Source organism: Streptomyces sp. LARHCF249 (assembly GCF_052871255.1).
The window spans coordinates 47,481-65,137 of sequence record NZ_JBIXJQ010000003.1 but is presented as its reverse complement, the minus strand read 5'-3'; the positions used below and the strand labels follow the sequence as shown (position 1 = coordinate 65,137).

At 71.6% G+C, this 17,657-nt stretch carries 18 protein-coding genes; 11 read left to right on the top strand and 7 right to left on the bottom strand.

Annotation, left to right across the window (positions count from 1 at the left end):
• Positions 1–38: 38 nt before the first annotated feature.
• From ACIPUC_RS08760 to ACIPUC_RS08740, 5 genes are all read left to right on the top strand, one after another.
• A complete protein-coding gene (locus tag ACIPUC_RS08760) occupies positions 39–293 on the top strand; it encodes an acyl carrier protein (RefSeq protein WP_446587806.1) in 255 nt (84 codons plus the stop codon).
• Position 294: 1 nt separating this feature from the next.
• A complete protein-coding gene (locus ACIPUC_RS08755) occupies positions 295–774 on the top strand; it encodes an SRPBCC family protein (protein ID WP_446587804.1) in 480 nt (159 codons plus the stop codon).
• Positions 775–796: 22 nt separating this feature from the next.
• A complete protein-coding gene (locus tag ACIPUC_RS08750) occupies positions 797–1,138 on the top strand; it encodes a TcmI family type II polyketide cyclase (protein ID WP_446587802.1) in 342 nt (113 codons plus the stop codon).
• A gap of 142 nt (positions 1,139–1,280) precedes the next feature.
• Entirely contained in the window at positions 1,281–2,207 is a 927-nt protein-coding gene (locus tag ACIPUC_RS08745) for a MurR/RpiR family transcriptional regulator (RefSeq protein WP_446588882.1), read from the top strand.
• A 320-nt stretch (positions 2,208–2,527) separates the two neighbouring features.
• On the top strand, positions 2,528–2,914 hold the full coding sequence (locus tag ACIPUC_RS08740) for a hypothetical protein (RefSeq protein ID WP_446588880.1): 387 nt from the start codon (positions 2,528–2,530) through the stop codon (positions 2,912–2,914).
• A gap of 12 nt (positions 2,915–2,926) precedes the next feature.
• Here ACIPUC_RS08740 and ACIPUC_RS08735 read toward each other — a convergent pair whose 3' ends face one another.
• Complete coding sequence (locus ACIPUC_RS08735; RefSeq protein WP_446587800.1) at positions 2,927–3,304, bottom strand: toxin Doc; 378 nt, start codon at positions 3,302–3,304, stop codon at positions 2,927–2,929.
• A 195-nt stretch (positions 3,305–3,499) separates the two neighbouring features.
• On the opposite strand from ACIPUC_RS08735, the gene ACIPUC_RS08730 reads away from it, so the two are divergent.
• Together ACIPUC_RS08730 and ACIPUC_RS08725 are read left to right on the top strand one after the other, a co-directional pair.
• Positions 3,500–3,991, top strand: a complete 492-nt coding sequence (locus ACIPUC_RS08730) for a hypothetical protein (protein WP_446587798.1) — start codon at positions 3,500–3,502, stop codon at positions 3,989–3,991.
• Between the two features lie 50 nt (positions 3,992–4,041).
• The gene (locus ACIPUC_RS08725; protein ID WP_446587796.1) at positions 4,042–4,290 is read left to right on the top strand and encodes a hypothetical protein; all 249 of its coding nucleotides are present in this window, start codon (positions 4,042–4,044) and stop codon (positions 4,288–4,290) included.
• A 22-nt stretch (positions 4,291–4,312) separates the two neighbouring features.
• On the opposite strand, the gene ACIPUC_RS08720 is transcribed toward ACIPUC_RS08725, so the two are convergent.
• The 6 genes from ACIPUC_RS08720 to ACIPUC_RS08695 form a co-directional block, all read right to left on the bottom strand.
• Positions 4,313–4,957 (bottom strand): response regulator transcription factor, encoded by a 645-nt coding sequence (locus ACIPUC_RS08720; RefSeq protein ID WP_446587794.1) that lies wholly within the window; start codon positions 4,955–4,957, stop codon positions 4,313–4,315.
• Positions 4,921–6,165, bottom strand: a complete 1,245-nt coding sequence (locus ACIPUC_RS08715) for a sensor histidine kinase (protein ID WP_446587792.1) — start codon at positions 6,163–6,165, stop codon at positions 4,921–4,923. Before ACIPUC_RS08715 ends, ACIPUC_RS08720 begins: the two co-directional genes overlap by 37 nt.
• Positions 6,162–7,007, bottom strand: a complete 846-nt coding sequence (locus tag ACIPUC_RS08710) for a CPBP family intramembrane glutamic endopeptidase (protein ID WP_446587790.1) — start codon at positions 7,005–7,007, stop codon at positions 6,162–6,164. The genes ACIPUC_RS08715 and ACIPUC_RS08710 overlap by 4 nt, the downstream gene beginning before the upstream one ends.
• A gap of 183 nt (positions 7,008–7,190) precedes the next feature.
• Positions 7,191–7,481 carry an SHOCT domain-containing protein gene (locus ACIPUC_RS08705; RefSeq protein ID WP_446587788.1) on the bottom strand — a complete coding sequence of 97 codons (291 nt, stop codon included), beginning with the start codon at positions 7,479–7,481 and terminating at the stop codon, positions 7,191–7,193.
• Positions 7,482–7,605: 124 nt separating this feature from the next.
• Positions 7,606–8,271, bottom strand: a complete 666-nt coding sequence (locus ACIPUC_RS08700; RefSeq protein ID WP_446587786.1) for a response regulator — start codon at positions 8,269–8,271, stop codon at positions 7,606–7,608.
• A complete protein-coding gene (locus ACIPUC_RS08695) occupies positions 8,268–9,473 on the bottom strand; it encodes a sensor histidine kinase (RefSeq protein ID WP_446587784.1) in 1,206 nt (401 codons plus the stop codon). Before ACIPUC_RS08695 ends, ACIPUC_RS08700 begins: the two co-directional genes overlap by 4 nt.
• Before the next feature lie 248 nt (positions 9,474–9,721).
• On the opposite strand from ACIPUC_RS08695, the gene ACIPUC_RS08690 reads away from it, so the two are divergent.
• From ACIPUC_RS08690 to ACIPUC_RS08675, 4 genes are all read left to right on the top strand, one after another.
• The gene (locus tag ACIPUC_RS08690; RefSeq protein ID WP_446587782.1) at positions 9,722–10,753 is read left to right on the top strand and encodes an SMP-30/gluconolactonase/LRE family protein; all 1,032 of its coding nucleotides are present in this window, start codon (positions 9,722–9,724) and stop codon (positions 10,751–10,753) included.
• Positions 10,754–10,904: 151 nt separating this feature from the next.
• Entirely contained in the window at positions 10,905–12,062 is a 1,158-nt protein-coding gene (locus ACIPUC_RS08685; RefSeq protein ID WP_446587780.1) for a hypothetical protein, read from the top strand.
• Positions 12,063–12,405: 343 nt separating this feature from the next.
• Complete coding sequence (locus tag ACIPUC_RS08680) at positions 12,406–16,164, top strand: bifunctional glycosyltransferase/CDP-glycerol:glycerophosphate glycerophosphotransferase (RefSeq protein ID WP_446587779.1); 3,759 nt, start codon at positions 12,406–12,408, stop codon at positions 16,162–16,164.
• Positions 16,157–17,638: a hypothetical protein gene (locus ACIPUC_RS08675; protein WP_446587777.1), complete on the top strand. Its 1,482-nt coding sequence runs from the start codon at positions 16,157–16,159 to the stop codon at positions 17,636–17,638. The genes ACIPUC_RS08680 and ACIPUC_RS08675 overlap by 8 nt, the downstream gene beginning before the upstream one ends.
• The last annotated feature ends 19 nt before the right edge of the window (positions 17,639–17,657 follow it).

The window sequence follows — 17,657 nt, the reverse complement described above, 5'->3', positions numbered from 1 at the left end:
AGGAGCCGCGCAGGCCCCCATAGGAAGAGAGAAGCACCATGTCCGACCGACTGACCCTGGAGGAGCTGGCGGCCCTGATGAAGACCGCCGGCATCACCGTCGACCCCGCCGAGCTGGCGAGCCGTCCGGACTCCGCCTTCGAGGAGTACGGCCTGGACTCGCTCGGCCTGCTCGGCATCGTCGGCGAGCTGGAGAACCGGCGCGGACGGGCGCTGCCGACCGACGCCGACCGCTGCAAGACCCCCGGCGAGTTCCTCGACCTCGTCAACAACAGCCTGATGACAGGAGCCTGACATGCCAGGACACACCGAGAACGAGATCACCGTCAACGCGCCCGTGGACGTCGTGTGGGAGATGACCAACGACCTCCCCAACTGGCCGCAGCTGTTCAGCGAATACGCCTCGCTGGAGATCCTGGAGCAGAAGGGGGCCACCACGCGGTTCCGCCTGACCATGCACCCCGACGAGAACGGCAAGGTGTGGAGCTGGGTCTCGGAGCGGACCGTGGACCGCGACAGCCTCACGGTCCGGGCCCGGCGGGTGGAAACCGGCCCCTTCGCGCACATGGACATCCACTGGCAGTACTTCAAGGTGCCGGGCGGCACCCGGATGAAGTGGACCCAGGACTTCGCGATGAAGCCGGACGCGCCGGTGGACGACGCGTGGATGACCGACAACATCAACCGCAACTCCCCGATCCAGATGGCGCTCATCCGGGACAAGATCGAGCAGCGCGAACGCGAGAACCGCGCTCCCGCCGTCAGCCGTCTCTGAAACGAAGGGCGAGTACCCCCCGATGAACCAGACGCACCGTGCTCTCATCGTCGCCCGCATGGCGCCGGGCTCGGCCCCCGACATCGCCGAACTGTTCGCCGACTCGGACGCCGGCGAACTGCCGCACCTGGTCGGCGTCACGCGCCGCAGCCTGTTCCAGTTCGGTGATGTGTACATGCACCTGATCGAGGCGGACCGGCCACCGGGGCCCGCCATCGCGCAGGTCACCGACCACCCCGAGTTCCGGCAGCTCAGCGACCGGCTCACCGCCTACGTCAGCCCGCACAACCCCGACACGTGGCGCAGTCCGAAGGACGCGATGGCCCACGAGTTCTACCGTTGGGAAAACCCCGCCGCGAACTGACCCGAGCGGCCCGGACGGGACCCGCACACCGGTGTGTGCGGGTCCCGCCGCGTGCGGCTCCCGCATCGCGGACCGATCTTCGCCGGCCACGGGGCGTGAGCTATGTTTGAGCGTGAGTGACAGAGTCAAGGAGGCCCTTCCGGTGTCATCGGGGCAGCAGGCACGGGCTCAGGCGGCTGCGATCAAGCCGAGCGGGCAGGCGTCGGGTGCGCCGGAGGAATTCCGCCCCCCGGCCGACCGGCTCCTCGCGCTCTTCGACGGCCGCCGCCTCTCCCCTGGCCAGCGCCGGATCGCCCAGTACCTGATCGACCACCTCACCGAGGCCGCCTTCCTGTCGATCACCGAACTCGCCGAGCGGGTCGGCGTCAGCCAGCCCTCCGTGACCCGCTTCGCCGCCTCCCTGGGATTCAGCGGCTACCCCGCGCTGCGCGACGTGCTCCAGCCCATCGCCCTGAGCGCCGTGGCCGGCGCCCCGGACACCCGCGAGCAGATCCGCCGCAACGAGCTGCAGGCCGCCGTCGACGCCGAGATCGAGAACCTGGAGAACGTCCGCCGGCTGCTCGCCGACACCAACCAGGTCCTGGACATCGGCCGCGAGCTCGCCGCCTCGGTGCCGCTGACCGTCCTCGGCCTGCGCATCTCGGTGTCCCTGGCCGAGTACTTCGCCTACGCGGCCCGGCGCATCCACCCCGACGTGCGCCTGGTGACCCGCGGCGGCAGCGTGGCCTACGACGCGCTGCTCCAGTCCAAGGCGGCCGGCGGGACCTGGGTCCTGGCCTTCGCCATGCCGCGGCACGCCAAGGAGACCCTGGCCGCCGTCCGGGCCGCCCGCACCACGGGGCTGCGCGTCGTCCTGATCACTGATCCGACGCTCGGCCCGCTCGTGGACGAGGCGGACGTGACCCTGAAGGCGGGTACCGGCTCGCGTCTGGTGTTCGATTCGTACGCGGCCCCCGGCATGCTCTCCGCGGCCCTGCTCCAGTCGATGGCCGACGCGGACCCCGAGCGCACCCAGGCGCGTCTGGAGGATTACGAGCAGGTGGCCGACCAGCACGGGTTCTTTCTTTAAGGGCTGATCGGGGCGGATTCGCACGGTCCTGACCAGGGGGATATTCAGCCTTCGAGGTGCATGAAATTTTTCATACTCTTGCCTACTCGACGGTATATATGTTTACTGACGGCGGCGCTCCGGATCCATCAGATGCCGAGGAGGAAGACCCCCTCCTGAACGGACGCGCGGTCGCGACGACCTCCTCACGCCGCGACCGCGCGTCGAGTTCAGGCCTTCGGATCCCGCAGGGCGCCCCCGGCGGCCTCGGTCAACCCCTGGACCGAGGCCGCCCCCCTTGCCTCTCGATCAGAGTTCGACACCCCTCGGAAGTGACGAGAATGCCCCTGACGGCCACCATCACGCGCAGCCCGGACTGGCCCCTGCAGGTCAAGGCCCCCGGAACCCACGACTGGGAGCGCACGGCCACGCGCTGGCTGCGGGACCTGCTCCCCGCCCGCTACGGCAGCTACCTCACCCTGACCCGCCACCACGCCCTGCTGGCCCGGCACGTCCAGCTCCAGCTCCAGCACGAGATGCGGGCGGTACGGGTGGCCCTGCAGACCAGCCGGGCCGAGCTGCCCACGCTGGGCGTCGCCGAGTCGGTCATCGAGAACACGATCCGGATGTACGCCGTCGAGCTCGACCAGCTGGGGCGCCTGGCCCGCGGCGCGCGCCTCGTCTCCGACGCCCTGCTGGTGGGCACCCCCGCCCAGCGCCGGCGCTGACCGGCCCGGGGGCTACGGCGCGGGCTGCCAGGAGCGCAGGCGCGCGGCCACGTCGAAGACGGTCGCGCGGAGCAGGCGGATGTCGGTGATGAGGTCGCGCCACTGCTCGTACGGGGCCTCCACCGCCTTGCCGGACGCCTCGATGTAGGCGACGGCGACCCCGTAGCCGAAGAACTCGTTGGAGTCGGGGAGCGGGCGGAGCAGGACGATCGCCTCCAGGAGGGCGGCCGCGCGCCAGTACGCGTCGGGGTCGTCCACGTCCAGGCTGGGCGTGTTCACCCGGTGCCGGGCCACGGCGGCGACCAGCGCGGAGTGGTCGGCCACCGCCACGTCCTTGAACAGTGACTCCTGCCGCTCCAGCAACCAGCGGTGATCGATGTGCAGTTCCACGCGTCCGAGTATCCCCGTCCCGGGGCCGCCCGGGGGGCTGTTCGCGGAGCACGCCGCCCGCCGCCCGGCTTTGGGGAGCCGGCGGCGGGTGGTGACGGTCCGGTGACTTCCCGATCTCTCTCCGGCACAGGTGTTCCGTAGCGGAGGCTTTGACTCCTACGGTCTGTGCAGCACAGTTCCGGATCAGGAGGCAGCGTGGAGCGCGAGATCGGCATCGACCAGCTGGTGGCGGCGATGAAGGCGGTCGACGAGGCGGGCAGCCTCTTCGAGGAGTCGCTCGCCGTGTACGAGGCCCGCGGCCTCAAGCGGACCAGCGACGACTTCAAGGTGGCGGGCGGCTCCGTCCAGACGCTCCAGGGTGCCGAGGAGATGGCCCTCGGGGCCCGCAGGTTCCTCACCGAGCTCGCCGTGCTCGCCGGTCTCACGACGGCGGGCCTCGAAGACCGGCTGGCCGTACGGAGGGACACGGTCCGGACGGGCTTCAGGGGCGTCTGCGGCGGCGGCTCCCGGATGGCCCGCCCGCTTCTCGACCCGACCGTGGCGGGGCTGCGGCTGCTGCTGGACGTCGACCTCTTCGAGCCCGCCTTCAAGGCGGAGATCGAAGAGGTGATGCGGGCCGAGGCGGCGACCTACCCCGCGCCCTCGGCCGTCCGCGTCCCGCGCGCCGTCGCGGTCCGCACCCCCTGAGCGGGGTCCCCCGGGGTGCCGCGCCCGGCCGAGGGGGAGAGGCTGGAGACATGCATCATGCACCGGTCGTCGTCCACCGGATCTTCCCGTCGGGAGGCCGGCAGGTCACGCTGCGGACCGCGGGCGGCGAGGAGTCCCTCGGAGTGGCCCGCTCGGACGAGGACGTCATCGAGTTCCTCCGGCGGGCCGGGATGCCCGACCCCGACGACGTGGTCCTCGGCGGCTCGGAGCTGCTCGAGTGGGATGCCGACGATCCCCACGTGTACACCGTGGATACGCCCACGGGGGACCTGCCGTGACGCCCCCGACGCCCTGCGCGCCTCAGCGGCGCAGGTAGGCGAGCACCGCGAGGACCCGCCGGTTGTCCTCGGCGCACGGGGCGATCCGCAGCTTGGCGAAGATGCCCGCCGTGTGCTTGGCGACGGCGCTCTCGCTGACGTGCAGGGCGAGCGCGATCGCGGCGTTGGACCGGCCCTCCGCCATCAGCTCCAGCACGTCCCGCTCCCGCGCGGTGAGGCTCGCGATGGTTCCCCGGGCGTCGCCGCGCGAGAGCAGCCTGGAAACCACCTGCTGGTCCAGGACGGTGCCGCCTGCGGCCACCCGGCGTACCGCGTCGACGAACTGACCGGTGTCGGTGACCCGGTCCTTGAGGAGGTATCCGACGCCTCCCTCGTCGCCGGCCAGCAATTCGTTGGCATAGAGCTGGTCGACGTACTGCGAGAGCACGAGGACGGGCAGCCCGGGACGCTGCCGGCGGGCTTCCAGCGCGGCCTGGAGGCCCTCGTCGGTCAGCGTCGGCGGCAGGCGCACGTCGACGACCGCGACGTCCGGGGCCTCCTCCAGCAGCGCGCGCAGCAGGGAGGGGCCGTTGTCCACGGAGGCCACTATGTCGAAGCCGTGCTCCCGGAGGGTGCGCTCCAGCCCGTCCCTCAGGAGGAAGAGGTCTTCGGCGAGGACAAGGCGCACGGAATCTCCAACGTCACGGTGGTCGGCCCGCCCGGCGGGCTGTGCAGGGCGAGGGTCCCGTCGAAGGTAGCCAACCGCCCCCGGACGCCGAGCAGCCCGGTCCCCTCGGCGGGGTCCGCGCCGCCGCGGCCGTCGTCGGTGACGGTCACGCGCAGCCGCGGGTCCCGGCCGCCGTGGTGCTCGACGACGATGTCGACGCGGTCGGCGCGGGCGTGCTTCGCCGCGTTGGCCAGCAGCTCGTTGACCGCGAAGTAGGCGGCCGACTCCACGGGCGCGGCGGGCCGCCCCGGCAGGCCGGCCTCGACCCGCACGTCGAGGAAGCTGTCGAGCGCCAGCGAGCGCAGCGCGTCACCCAGTCCGCGGTCGGTGAGCACCGGCGGCTGGATGCCCCGGACCAGGTCGCGCAGGTCCTCGAGCGCCCGCGCCGACAGGGCCCGTACTTCCAGCAGTTCGGTACGGGCGGCCGCCGGGTCCCGATCCAGCAGCCTGGTGGCGGAGTCGAGCCGCATGCCCAGGGCGACGAGCCGGGCCTGGGCGCCGTCGTGCAGATCCCTCTCGATGCGCCGCAGTTCGGCCGCCTGCGACTCCAGGGCGGCCGTCCGCCCGTCGGTCAGCTGCTCGATGCGGTGCGCGAGTTCGGTGCTGCGGGGTGCGGCGAGGAGCAGGCGGCTCCAGCGGGCGTGCAGGCGCAGGACGCGGGGTGCGACGGCCACTCCGAGAACCATGAAGGCGACTCCCAGCGCCAGCGCCGCGAGCATCGCGGGAGCGCTGTCCACGCGTACGAAGGCGTACCAGTTGCCTTCGCCGAGGCGGCGCCAGACGAAGGGCTGGACGAACGCGCCGAACGCCCCGTACTCGATGAGGGCGAGCGGGACGGCGACCAGCAGCCCTCCGGCCCACGGCTCCAGCCAGGCCCACCTCAGGTCACGCCAGAAGCCCTCCTCGGCGAGGACGGCCCGGGGCGCGCGGGGGAGGGGCTCCGGCGGGCCGATCCGCACTCCCGACCACGTCCCGGCCCGCTCACGGGAGCGGTCGGACCGGCGGCGCAGCGCGCCGGCCGCGGCCGGAAGCAGCCGCCCGCCGAGGCCCGCGGGCAGGAGCAGCAGGGCCCCGAACACGCCCGCCCCGGCGAATGCCGCGGCCACCGCTGACAGACTCGCCAGCTGGCAGCGCCAGGCGGCGGTCAGGGAACGGGATGTCGAACTCATGTCCCGTGCAGGGTAGTCGCCGCCGAACCGGTCCCGGAGCGTGCCCTCGCGACCCACGGCAGGGCCGCGAGCAGGCATGCCGCCCCGAAGCAGACCATCGGCAGGACGGCTCCGGACTCCTCGTCCAGGAAGAGCAGCATGCCGAGGTTGACCAGTGTGTGGAAGCCGCCCGCGAGCAGCAGCCGGTACGCCCCGCCCGTCCCCTCGAGCGCGAGGCCCAGCACCACCGACATGGCCACGGTCGCGAGGAGGAAGGCCGCCGCGTACTCCGGGCGCCGCGCGAAGACCGGCACGTGCCACAGCCCCCACAGCACGCCCACCGTGACCGAGGAAGCGAGCACACCGAAGCGGGTGCGCAGCAGCGGCTGCAGGAGACAGCGCCAGCCGATCTCCTCGGCGCACGCCCCGACCAGCTGCGCCACGACGATCAGCGCGAAGGAGTGCTGCAGGGAGCCGGGGCGGGTGAACCAGCCCTCAGCCGAGCCGTTTCGGGTCAGCAGGTGGGCCAGGACCGCCAGCGCGGTGATCAGCGGAGCCGTGGCGAGCAGCGCCGCGCCGCGCCCGGTCTGTCGCTGACCGGCGCCGCGGATCAGCCGGGTGACCCGGTCGCGCTGGACCAGCGCGAGCGCGGCCACCCCGGCGGCTGGTCCGAACTGCGTCAGCTGGATCACCTCGGCGGGTACCCCGGCGGCCTGCTGCACCGTCCCCAGCGCACCCGCCGCCACGAACGCCACCGCGAGGAATGCGCCCGCTGTTCCCCCTATCCGCGGTGTCCGCGGTGTCCGTCGCGTCCGCTGCGTCCGCTGCGTCCGCGCCGCCCCGACGTCCTCGACCGTCTCCATGTCCCGCTCCGCTCCGCTTCGTTGACCGTGTACTGCACGGACGACGATGCCGGGCGGAGCGGCCCGGGCCATTGCACCTGGCAACCGGGCAGGGGTGTACCCAGGTACAGCAGCACTCAACGCGGCGTCTCCGGCGCGGCGGGCGGGCCCGGGCGGGGGCGACGGAGGGGGCGACGGCGGGGGTCAGGCCGCGCCGCCCTTGGACGCGGGGCCGAACTGCTCGTCCAGCACGGACAGCCGCCGCCAGTACTCGTCCTCGTCGATCTCGCCGGACGCGAAGCGCCGCCCCAGGATCCCGATCGGCGACCGCTCGCCGTAGGCCGCTCCCCGGGCCTGCCACGGCCCGCGGCGGCCGCGCCACACGGTGCGGCGCAGCACGGCCACGGCGCCGATCGCGACCGCCGCCCAGATGAGCGGGAAGAACAGGATCCACGGGCCGGGCCCGTCGTGCGCGAGGGTGGTGAGGGTGTTCATCTCGGTTCATCTCCTCGGAAGTGCGGACGTTTCGTCTCACTCCGAGACTCGCTCCGGGAGGGGGTCCGGGTCGTCGTACGGCCGGCTGCACCCTGCGTACCGCCGGGGGAGTACGGGGCCCCCGTCAGCCGAGCCAGCCCGGCCGTACGAGCCCCGACTCGTAGGCCAGGACCACCAGCTGGGCGCGGTCCCGGGCGCCGAGCTTGACCATCGTCCGGCTGACGTGCGTCTTGGCGGTGAGGGGGCTGACGACCAGCCGGCGGGCGATCTCCTCGTTGGACAGGCCCATGCCCACCAGCGCCATCACCTCCCGTTCCCGGTCCGTGAGCCGGCCCAGGTCCGCCGCGGCCGCGGGCCGCTTCGAGCGGGCCGCGAACTCCGCGATCAGCCTGCGGGTCACACCCGGGGACAGCAGCGCGTCGCCCTCCACCACCGCCCGGACCGCTCGCAGCAGTTCCTCCGGTTCGGTGTCCTTGACGAGGAAGCCCGAGGCACCCGACCGGATCGCCTCGAAGACGTACTCGTCGAGCTCGAAGGTGGTGAGCATGACCACCCTGACGCCGCCCAGCTCCGGGTCCTCGGTGATCCGCCGGGTGGCGGCGAGCCCGTCCAGCACCGGCATCCGGATGTCCATGAGAACGACGTCGGGGCGCAGCTCCCGCACGATCCGGACGGCCTCGTCCCCGTCGGCCGCCTCACCGGCCACCTCGATGTCGGGCTGCGCCGAGAGCAGCGCCCGGAACCCTGCCCGGACGAGCAGCTGGTCGTCGGCGAGCAGCACACGGATCACGGGTCCTCCTGGGGCGTGGCGGCCTTCAGCGGCAGCCTCGCGACCACCCGGAACCCCCCGTCGGGACGCGGGCCGGCCTCGATCGTGCCACCCAGGGCGGCAGCCCGCTCCCGCATGCCCACGAGCCCGTTCCCACTGCCGCCCGCGGCGCCGCCCGCGGCCGGGCCGTCGTCGTCCACGCGCAGCTCCAGCGCGCTCGGCTGCCATATGAGGCCGACGCGCGCGGTGCGCGCCCCCGAGTGCCGTACGACATTCGTCAGCGCCTCCTGCAGGATCCTGAAGGCGGCCAGGTCCGCGCCGGGCGGCAAGGCCCGCGCAGTCCCCCCGGCCGACACCTCCACGGCCAGCCCGGCCGCCGCGGCCTGCTCGACGAGCTCGGGAAGGCGGTCGAGACCGGGGGCGGGGGTGCGGGGCGCGTCACCGGGGGTGCGCAGGGTGTCCAGGACCTGCCGGACCTCGCCCAGAGCCTCCTTGCTGGCGGCCTTGATGGTGGTCAGCGCCGTACGGGCCTGCTCGGGGTCGGTGTCGAGCAGGGCCAGCCCGACGCCCGCCTGCACGTTGATCACCGAAATGCTGTGGGCCAGGACGTCGTGCAGCTCCCGGGCGATGCGCAGCCGCTCCTCGTTCACCCGGCGCCGCTCGGCGGCGGCCCGCTCGGCCCGCTCGCGGGCCCACTGCTCCCGCCGCACTCGGACCAGCTCGGCCACGGCCAGCATCGCGAGCACCCACGCGGTGATGGCCAGCTCCTGCCCCCAGGGCGCCGGGCCGTCCCCGGCCGGCGGGAGCCACCGGTACAGCCAGTGGACGATCAGCAGGTGCCCGGCCCACAGCAGCCCCACGGCTCCCCAGGCGGCTCTGCGGTGTCCGGCGACGACAGCGGCGAAACAGGCCAGTGCCAGGCTGACGAACACGGGGCCGTACGGATATCCCGCGCCGATGTACACCAGGGTGACGGCGCTGACCCCGTACGCCACGGCCACCGGATGCCGGTGCCGGGCCAGCAGCAGGGCCGGCCCGAGCAGCAGCAGGAGCCGCGCGAACGCGTCGAGCCCCACCCGCCCGGTCTGCTCCCGCGCGGCCCAGCCGGAGGCCACCTGTGCGAAGACGGCGACGAGCAGCACCGAGCGCCAGGCCGGGCCCCGCCCGGTCCGCTCCACCCATCGCCGCCAGGGAGGACCCGGGCGCTCACGCTGCTCTTCCATACGGCAACGCTAGTGCGCGCCCGCCGTCACCCGCGTCACCCCGGCGTAGCGTTCGCGGCGTACTCCCCAGGTAGTACGCAGACGAGAAGGACAGGCAGCACACGCCCGTCGTCCCCTCGGCCAGCCGGGCGATCTGTGCGCCGCTCCCCGCACGAATGACCATGGCTGACGATCCGTCATGTTCTTCTGGACCTTCGTCGCGTCCGGTACCCCCGGCACCGCCGCCGGGGTCGAGAAGGAGATTCCCCTTGCCCCGTCTGGTCCGCTTCCCGCGCGTCGCCTGCACCGGTGTGGCCGCAGTCGCCCTCACCGTCCTCGCTTCCACCGCCACCGCTTCCACCGCCACCGCCACCGCCTCCCCGGCCTTCACAGCCGTCGAGCCGCCCGCGTCGTCGCTCACGCTTTCGGACCCGCGCATCGTGGCGCACTTCGACTTCCAGGCGGGCGAGACGCCGGAGAACATCGCGCTGGAGCCCGACGGCTCGGCCAATCTGACGTTCGCCTTCGCGGGGAAGGTCGTCCGGGTCGCCGAGAACGGGGACACGCAGCCCGTCGCCACCCTGCCCGCCGTCACGGACCCGGCCACACCGCTGATCGGCGCCGCGCTCGCCATGGGCATCGTGCGGACCGGCGACGGGTCGCTGTACGTCAACTACCTCACCGGGCACGAGGAGCAGACGGGCGTGCCGACCGGTGTCTACCGGATCGCCCCCGACGGCGCGGTCGAACTCTTCGCCGCGCTGCCGGCCGGCAGCTTCGCCAACGGCCTCGCCCTCGACAAGAAGCACGGCGTGCTCTACGCCGCCGACTCCGTGCTCGGCAAGGTGTGGCGGATCTCGCTCGACGACGCCACCGTGACCACCTGGGCCACCGGCACCGCCCTGGAACCGGCAGGCTCCGTCGGCGCCAACGGCATCAAGGTCCACCGGGGCGCCGTGTGGGTGTCCAACAGCGACCGCGGCACCCTGCTGCGCATCCCGGTGAACAAGGACGGCTCCGCCGGAGCGATCGAGACCCGGGCCACCGGAGTGGCCGGGATCGACGACTTCGCCTTCCCCGGCCCCGGCGGCTCCGCCATCGCGGCCCTCCACCCGACCAGCCAGGTCGCCCTCGTCCGCCCCGACGGTACGCACTCCATCCTGCTGAACTCCGAGGCGGGCCTGTCCAACCCCACGTCCGTGGCCGTGCGCCGCGACAAGGTCTACGTGCCCAGTGCGGCCTACACGACCCAGACCGACCCGAACCTGCTGCTCGCGCGCCTGGACAAGGGTCATTCCTGACGATCCGTGCTATCCGGACTATCCGCCTCCGCCTCCGGACCGCCCGTGGTGGCCGGTGGTGGAGCGGGTTGCCGCCCTGCCGTAAATTGGCCCACGGCCCGCCGGGCCAGGCCGGACATAAGGGACGATCGCGGGCAGGAGTGGGCAGGACATGGCGCGACGCGGACGTGCGGAAACCGACCGGGGGGACGCCGCCGGCGAGCCCGCGGTCCCGGGCTCCGAGATCGCCGCGGCGGCCGACGGCGGGCACGCCGCCCCGGGCTGGCTGCGCCTGGGGCGCGACGGCCGGCTGACCGCCTACGCGAGCTGCGCCGAGGGGCTGGTGCGCTGGACCGAGTCGGCGCCCGGCTCGGACGTCTGGCGCGGACCCGACCTGTTCCCCGTGGAGGGCTGGACCGGGCAGTACACGCTGACCCAGGACTCCAACGGCTTCGTCTGGTTCGCCGCCACCCGCCACCGGGACGGGGCGCCGGAAGGCCGCGAATTCGTCATAGCCGCCCAATATCAGACAAGTCGGCCGCTGAGCGACTGGCGTGCGGTGGGCAATCCGTTCCCGCCGGGCGACGCGTCGGCGCCCGCCCCCGGCGCCCCCGTCGTCCTCGCCGACGGATCGGGCTCCCTCCACTACGTCGTCACCCGTTTCGGAGTGGGTGTCCGCGCGCGGACCCAGCGCTCCGACGGGTCGTGGACCGCATGGGCCGACCATCAGCTCACGTGGGTGCGCGGCGCGGTCGTGCCCACGGGCCCGACCGGGGGCCGGGTCGGCTTCCTCGCCCCCTTCCGCGGCGGGGCCGTGCAGTTGGGCCAGGAGAAGCCGGGGGAGGGGGCCTTCGCCTGGCTGGGCCGGGTGGAGGCGGAAGCCGTCGAGGGGACGTACAGCTCCGTCGAGACGAGCCCCGGCGTCGCCACCCACTTCTGGCGCACTCCGGCGGACGGAACCGTCGTCGCCTGCCGGCCGCAGGGGATCGGCGTGGTGACGACGGGCGGCTTCATGTCCCTGGGCGGCGCGGGCGGCGTCGGCCCGGTCGGCGTCGTCCGTGCGCCCATCAACGGATACGACTGCACGGTCCTCCTCCAGCGCGGGGCCGAGGGGTACCCGGAAATCGCCGCCTATCCCACGCAGGGTGAGCAGTACGGGGCCTGGTGGGCCCCCGTGGGGGACCGGTGCGCGGGCCTCCCGGCCATGGCCCTCGACGCCCAAGGCTCGGTCACGATCGCGATGATCGACACGGATGGCGGGCTGAGGATCGCCCGCCAGGATCTCGCGGCAGAGGGGCTGGCCTTCGGCGCTTGGCGTTGCGTGGGGTGAGGTTCATCACCGAGTCATCTTGCCCCGTGGGGTGAATTGCCCATTCCGGTCTTTCTCCCGACCAACTGGGCAGCTCGCGCGCCCGCAACGCCGGGGATGCAGTTGCTCATTAACACATGCGAAACATTGCGGGGCCGGAGCGTTTCCGAATACTTGCTCGGCGTCAAACAATTGGCCTAGGCTGCACACGCCCTGTGAGGATCGCATAAGTGTGCGGCCCGGCGCGGGGACCGGACGGGCGAGGCGAGGAGCGGCGGTGGTCGGGGTCGGCGGCGGATCCGGCTTCATGTCACGGCAGGGAGCCACACGCCGTAAGAAGAGTGGCAATCGAGGAGTTTTCTGAGTGGCCGGTACGCCCCGCCTGAGTGTTGTCGTTCCCTTTCAGGACGTCGAGATATACCTCGAGGAGTGCCTGGAGTCGATAGCCAGGCAGACGTTCCCCGACCTCGAGGTCGTCATGGTCGACGACGGTTCGACCGACTCCTCGACCGCGATCGCCGCCGACTTCGCCCGCCGCGACCCCAGGTTCAGGCTCCTGCGCCAGGAGTCGATGGGACCGGGACATGCCCGTAATGTCGGTATTCGCGCCGCTCATCCCGAGGCGGAGTTCCTCGCGTTCGTCGACGGCGACGACGTCATACCCGAGTACGCCTACGAGTTGCTCGTGCGGACCCTCGACGCCTCCGGCTCCGACTTCGTGTCGGGCAACGTGCAGATGATGAACTCCACCAAGAAGTGGCAGTCCCCGCTGCACAAGGCGCCCATGCAGCGCAGCAAGCGCGGTACGCACATCACGAAGGTGCCGGAGCTCATCTACGACCGGACCGTCTGGAACAAGCTGTTCCGGCGTTCCTTCTGGGACTACCACTACATCGCATTCCCCGAGGGAGTCATGTATGAGGACTCCTGGGTCAACATGTTCGCCCATTTCCGTGCGAGCAAGGTGGACATCCTCACGGACATCGTCTACTTCTGGCGCCGGCGCGAGGGAGGTGCCGCGCCCTCCATCACCCAGCGGCACACCGAATTCAGCAATCTGCAGGACCGCGTCGCCGCCGTTCAGTCGGTCAGCCGGTTCCTCGCCGGACACCGCGCCAGGTCCTACAGCGACCACAAGCGGAAGTACGATCTCGCCTGTCTGAAGTCCGACCTGATGCTGCATCTGAAAGTGCTGCCGGACGCCGACGAGGAATACCGGAACGCCTTCATGCACTGGGCGAACGAGTTCCTGGACGAGGCCGACGAGGACATCATCGACGAACTCCCCGCCGATGCCCGCGTCAAATGGCTGCTGGTGCGCGAGGGCCGGCTGAAGGAACTGCTCGACGTCGTCGAGTTCGAGCGCAAGGGCGGACCGCTGCCCGTTCAGCGGCGCCTGCACCGGTACCTCAACTACCCCTATCTCGGCGACCGGTCGATCGGCCTCGACAAGAGCGCCTACCGGCTCGACAAGGAACTGTCGCTGCACGGTTCGCTGACCAGCGCCCGCTGGGACGACTCCGGACACCTGGCCCTCGAAGGATCCGCGTACGTCCGCTTCATCAACGTGCACAAGCGGCACATGTCGATGAAGGCCATCGCGCTGCGCAACAAGAAGCAGAGCCGGGTCGTCGTCGCGAAGGCGAAGACCACGTACTACCCGCAGGCCACGGAACACTCGAACCAGAACCGCTACTGCTACGACTGGTCGGGGTTCCAGGTCAGCTTCGACACCTCCCGCCTCAAGCGCAAGGGCCAGTGGGTCGAGGGGACTTGGGACGTGGCCGCCGGTGTGCTGAGCCGAGGCCTGTTCCGCTACAAGGGAATTGCGCGCGGCGGCGCGGGCACCGCCGCCAACCCGCCCTACCAGTACGTCGAGAAGAACACCCGCGTCGTACCGCTCTTCCTCCAGGGCAAGCTCAAGCTCCGCGTGGAGATCGTCCGTTGCCGCATCACGCGGCACCGGATCGTCGGCGACAACCTCGAACTCGGCGGTGTCTACCTGGGGCCCAAGCTTCCCGAGTGGGGCAAGTTCCGGGTGACCAGCATGGGCGGCGCCGGCCGTCACGACTCCTGGGTCCAGTTCAAGCCGGGCGGCGAGGGCTGGTACACCTTCGTGACCCGCATCCCCGTCAAGGCGCTCGTGCCCGGCCACCGCACCAACTCCGGCGACGGGGTCCCGCAGACCTGGAACACCGGCGCCAACGGCTGGAAGACCACTCTGCACGTAGAGGGCCGCAAGGCGGCCATCTACCCGGTCATGGCGGAGGAGACCACCGACGGCCACTACCGCCTGCCGGCCGGACTGCAGACGCCGAACGCGGACCGCGAGGTCGTCGTGCACCGCAACGGCTCCGGCTACGTGGTGATGTTCGAGCGGGACACCCTGCCGCTCGCCAAGTCCGTCACCTGGCGCCAGGACGGCTCCGTGGAAGTCGTCGTCGGCTACGCGGCGGAGGACATGCTCAGCGCGTCCGAGTACGCCGCGGCCCACATCGTCGTCCGCTCCCGGGCCCACGGCGCCGAACGCGTCGTCCCCATCACCTGGTACGGCCAGGAGTTCCGCTTCGTCCTGACGCCCGCCGCCATGCGCACCCTGGCCGGCGACATCCCGCTGGCCTCCGGCCGCTGGGACTTCTTCCTGCGCCGCCAGGACCCCTCCGCGGTCACCGCGGAGAACCGGTCCAACGACCTCATGGTCAAGATGGCGCAGGAACTGATCCCCACGTTCCCCAGCGAGATGACCGCCGACGAGCGGCGCTACGAGATGCAGGCCGAGGCCTACGACCGGCTCTCCCTCCTGGTCCACTCGGCGATGCCCGACGAAGCGCGCGGCCCGTACCGCCAGAAGCTGCTGCGCACCAAGTTCTACCCGGACGCCCGGCGCAAGCCGCTGAAGCAGGCGGTCCTGTTCGACGCCTTCAAGGGCACCCAGTACTCCGACAGCCCGCGCGCCCTGCACGAGGAGATGGTCCGCCGCGGCGTCGACCTCGAGCACCTGTGGGTCGTGCGCGACGACCAGGTCGCGGTTCCCCCGACCGCCCGCCCCGTCCGCATGTGGTCCCCCGACTGGTACGAGGCCATGGCCCGGGCCCGCTACGTCGTCGCCAACAACCACCTGCCCGACTGGTTCGAGAAGCGCGACGGGCAGGTCGTCGTACAGACCTGGCACGGAACGCCGCTCAAGAAGATCGGGCACGACATCGAAGCCGTGCACTTCGCGGACAAGCGGTACCTGGAGCGCGTGGAGAAGGAGGTGCAGAACTGGGACATGCTGGTGTCCCCGAACAGCTTCAGCACCCCCATCCTCAAGCGCGCCTTCCAGTTCCCCGGCGAGATGGTCGAGAGCGGCTACCCCCGCAACGACATCCTGCGCCGCGCCGACTCGGGACACCGGGCCGCGGAAGTGCGCCGCCGCATCGGGCTCCCGCCCGGCAAGCGGGTCGTCATGTACGCACCGACCTGGCGCGACGACCAGTTCTACGCACCCGGCAAGTACAAGCTCGACTTCCGCATCGACCTGGAAGACGCCCGGGCGCAGCTGGGCCACGACCACGTCCTGCTGGTGCGCCGCCACCCCAACGTGGTGGACCCGGTCCCCGGCGCCGGCGACGGGTTCGTGTTCGACGTGTCCGACTACCCGGACATGGCGGACCTCTCCCTCATCACCGACGTGATGATCACGGACTACTCCTCCCTGATGTTCGACTTCGTCAACACCGGGCGGCCGATCCTGTTCTTCACGTACGACCTCGACCACTACCGGGACACGCTGCGCGGGTTCTACTTCGACTTCGAGCAGTCCGCCCCCGGTCCGCTGCTGTACAGCTCCCCGGAACTGGTCGGGGCGATCCGCAACATCGACCGGATCCAGCAGGGCTACGCGGCCCGCTACCGCTGGTTCCAGCAGGAGTTCTGCGACCTCGACGACGGCTACGCGGCGGCCAGGCTGACCGACCGGATCCTGATCGCCGGAGGAGACCTCGACCCCGCCCGGGCGCAGGCGCCGGCGGTCGGTGCGGCCCTCGCCCAGATTCCCGCCCAGCCGGGCCCCTGGAACGCGGGCGGCCTCGGCCAGATGCCGCGGCAGCCGGTGAGAAGGATGGATTCCGAGCATGTCTAAGGCAGCCCAGAACGCGCGTCGCATCGTCACGGGCGTGGATGCTTCCGGGCCGGTTCCCGTCGAGTACCGGTTCTCCCACGCCAGGAACGGGAACCGGCACCTGGTCGTCGTGTTCGCGAACTTCGCCGCGCCCGACGAGTACGGGATGTCGGGCGGAGTCCTCGACAAGGTGCGGGCGAACATCCTGTGGGTCCGCGACCTCTTCGACGGGGCGAACAGCTACTACCTGTGCAAGGGGATGGATTTCGGCGTCGAGCAGTCGGTGGCCGGGCTCATCGCGCGCGTGGTGAACGCGCTGTCGCTGACACCCGACGACTGCACCATGATCGGCAGTTCCAAGGGCGGCAGCGCGGCGCTCTACTTCGGTCTGAAGTACGGCTACCGGAACATCGTGGCCAGCGTGCCCCAGTTCCTGATCGGAACGTACGTCAGGGAGGGCATCCCGGGCGCCGCGCAGCTGATGATGGGCGAGGTCACCGAGGAGAAGGTGCGCTTCCTCGACTCGGTCCTTCCCGAGCTGGTGCGCGCCCGGCCGAACCCGGCCGCAAACATCTACCTGATCTCCTCGCCCCAGGACGAGCAGTACACGCGCCAGGTGGAACCCTTCCTCGGCCTGTTCCAGGGGTACGAGCGCTTCAACTTCATCTTCAACGACTCCTCCCTGGTCACCGGCCATCCGAACGTGGTTCCGCGCAACGTCCCGGTCATCATGGGGCTGTTGAACCTCCTCGTCGACGGAGTCAGCCCCGTGATCGGCGGCGTCCGCTACGGCTACGAGGAGCCGGAGCGCGACACGTCCGGGATCGAGGCGTACCTGGCCGCGACCTCCCAGGTCCGGGGGGACGACTTCCCGGCGCCGGTGGTGCTGATGCCCGCGGCGGATCAGCGGCTGCCGGCGCACGCGGTCCGCTTCGTGGGGTCCGCTCCGCGCGCGGTGCGGGTCAGCATCTGGGAGAACGGCACGTTCCAGGGCTCCCCGGCGGTCGCCCCCGACGGCAGCTGGAGCTGGCTGCGGGACAAGCCGTGGGGCAAGGGGCGGCACGTGGTGCGGCTCTTCGGGGTGGACGCGAACAACTTCCACTCCGGGCGCAGCGAAGTGGTCTTCACGGTCGTGGATCCGGTGGAGTCGGCGGATCCCGTGGCCGCCCCGGGCCGGCCCCTGGCGCTGACGGTGACCTCGCCGGGCGCCCACCAGCAGGTGCCGGGCCCCGTCGCCCGGTTCGCGGGCTTCGCCCCCGGTGCCGTGCGCGTCGAGTTCCAGGAGGCCGGGGTCAGCCTGGGCGCCTGCCCCGTGCTGCCGGACGGCAACTGGTCCTGGGAGTCGAACTGGGCCTGGAACGAGGGGCCGCACTTCGTGGAGGCCGTCGCGGTGGGCGCCGGAGGCAACGCCTCCGCCTGGATCTCCGTGCCCTTCACGGTGGTCGGCGCCTACCCCGTACCCGGCCCTGGCGGCTACTCCGGCGTGAGGCACTGACCCGCGGGAGCGGTTTCGT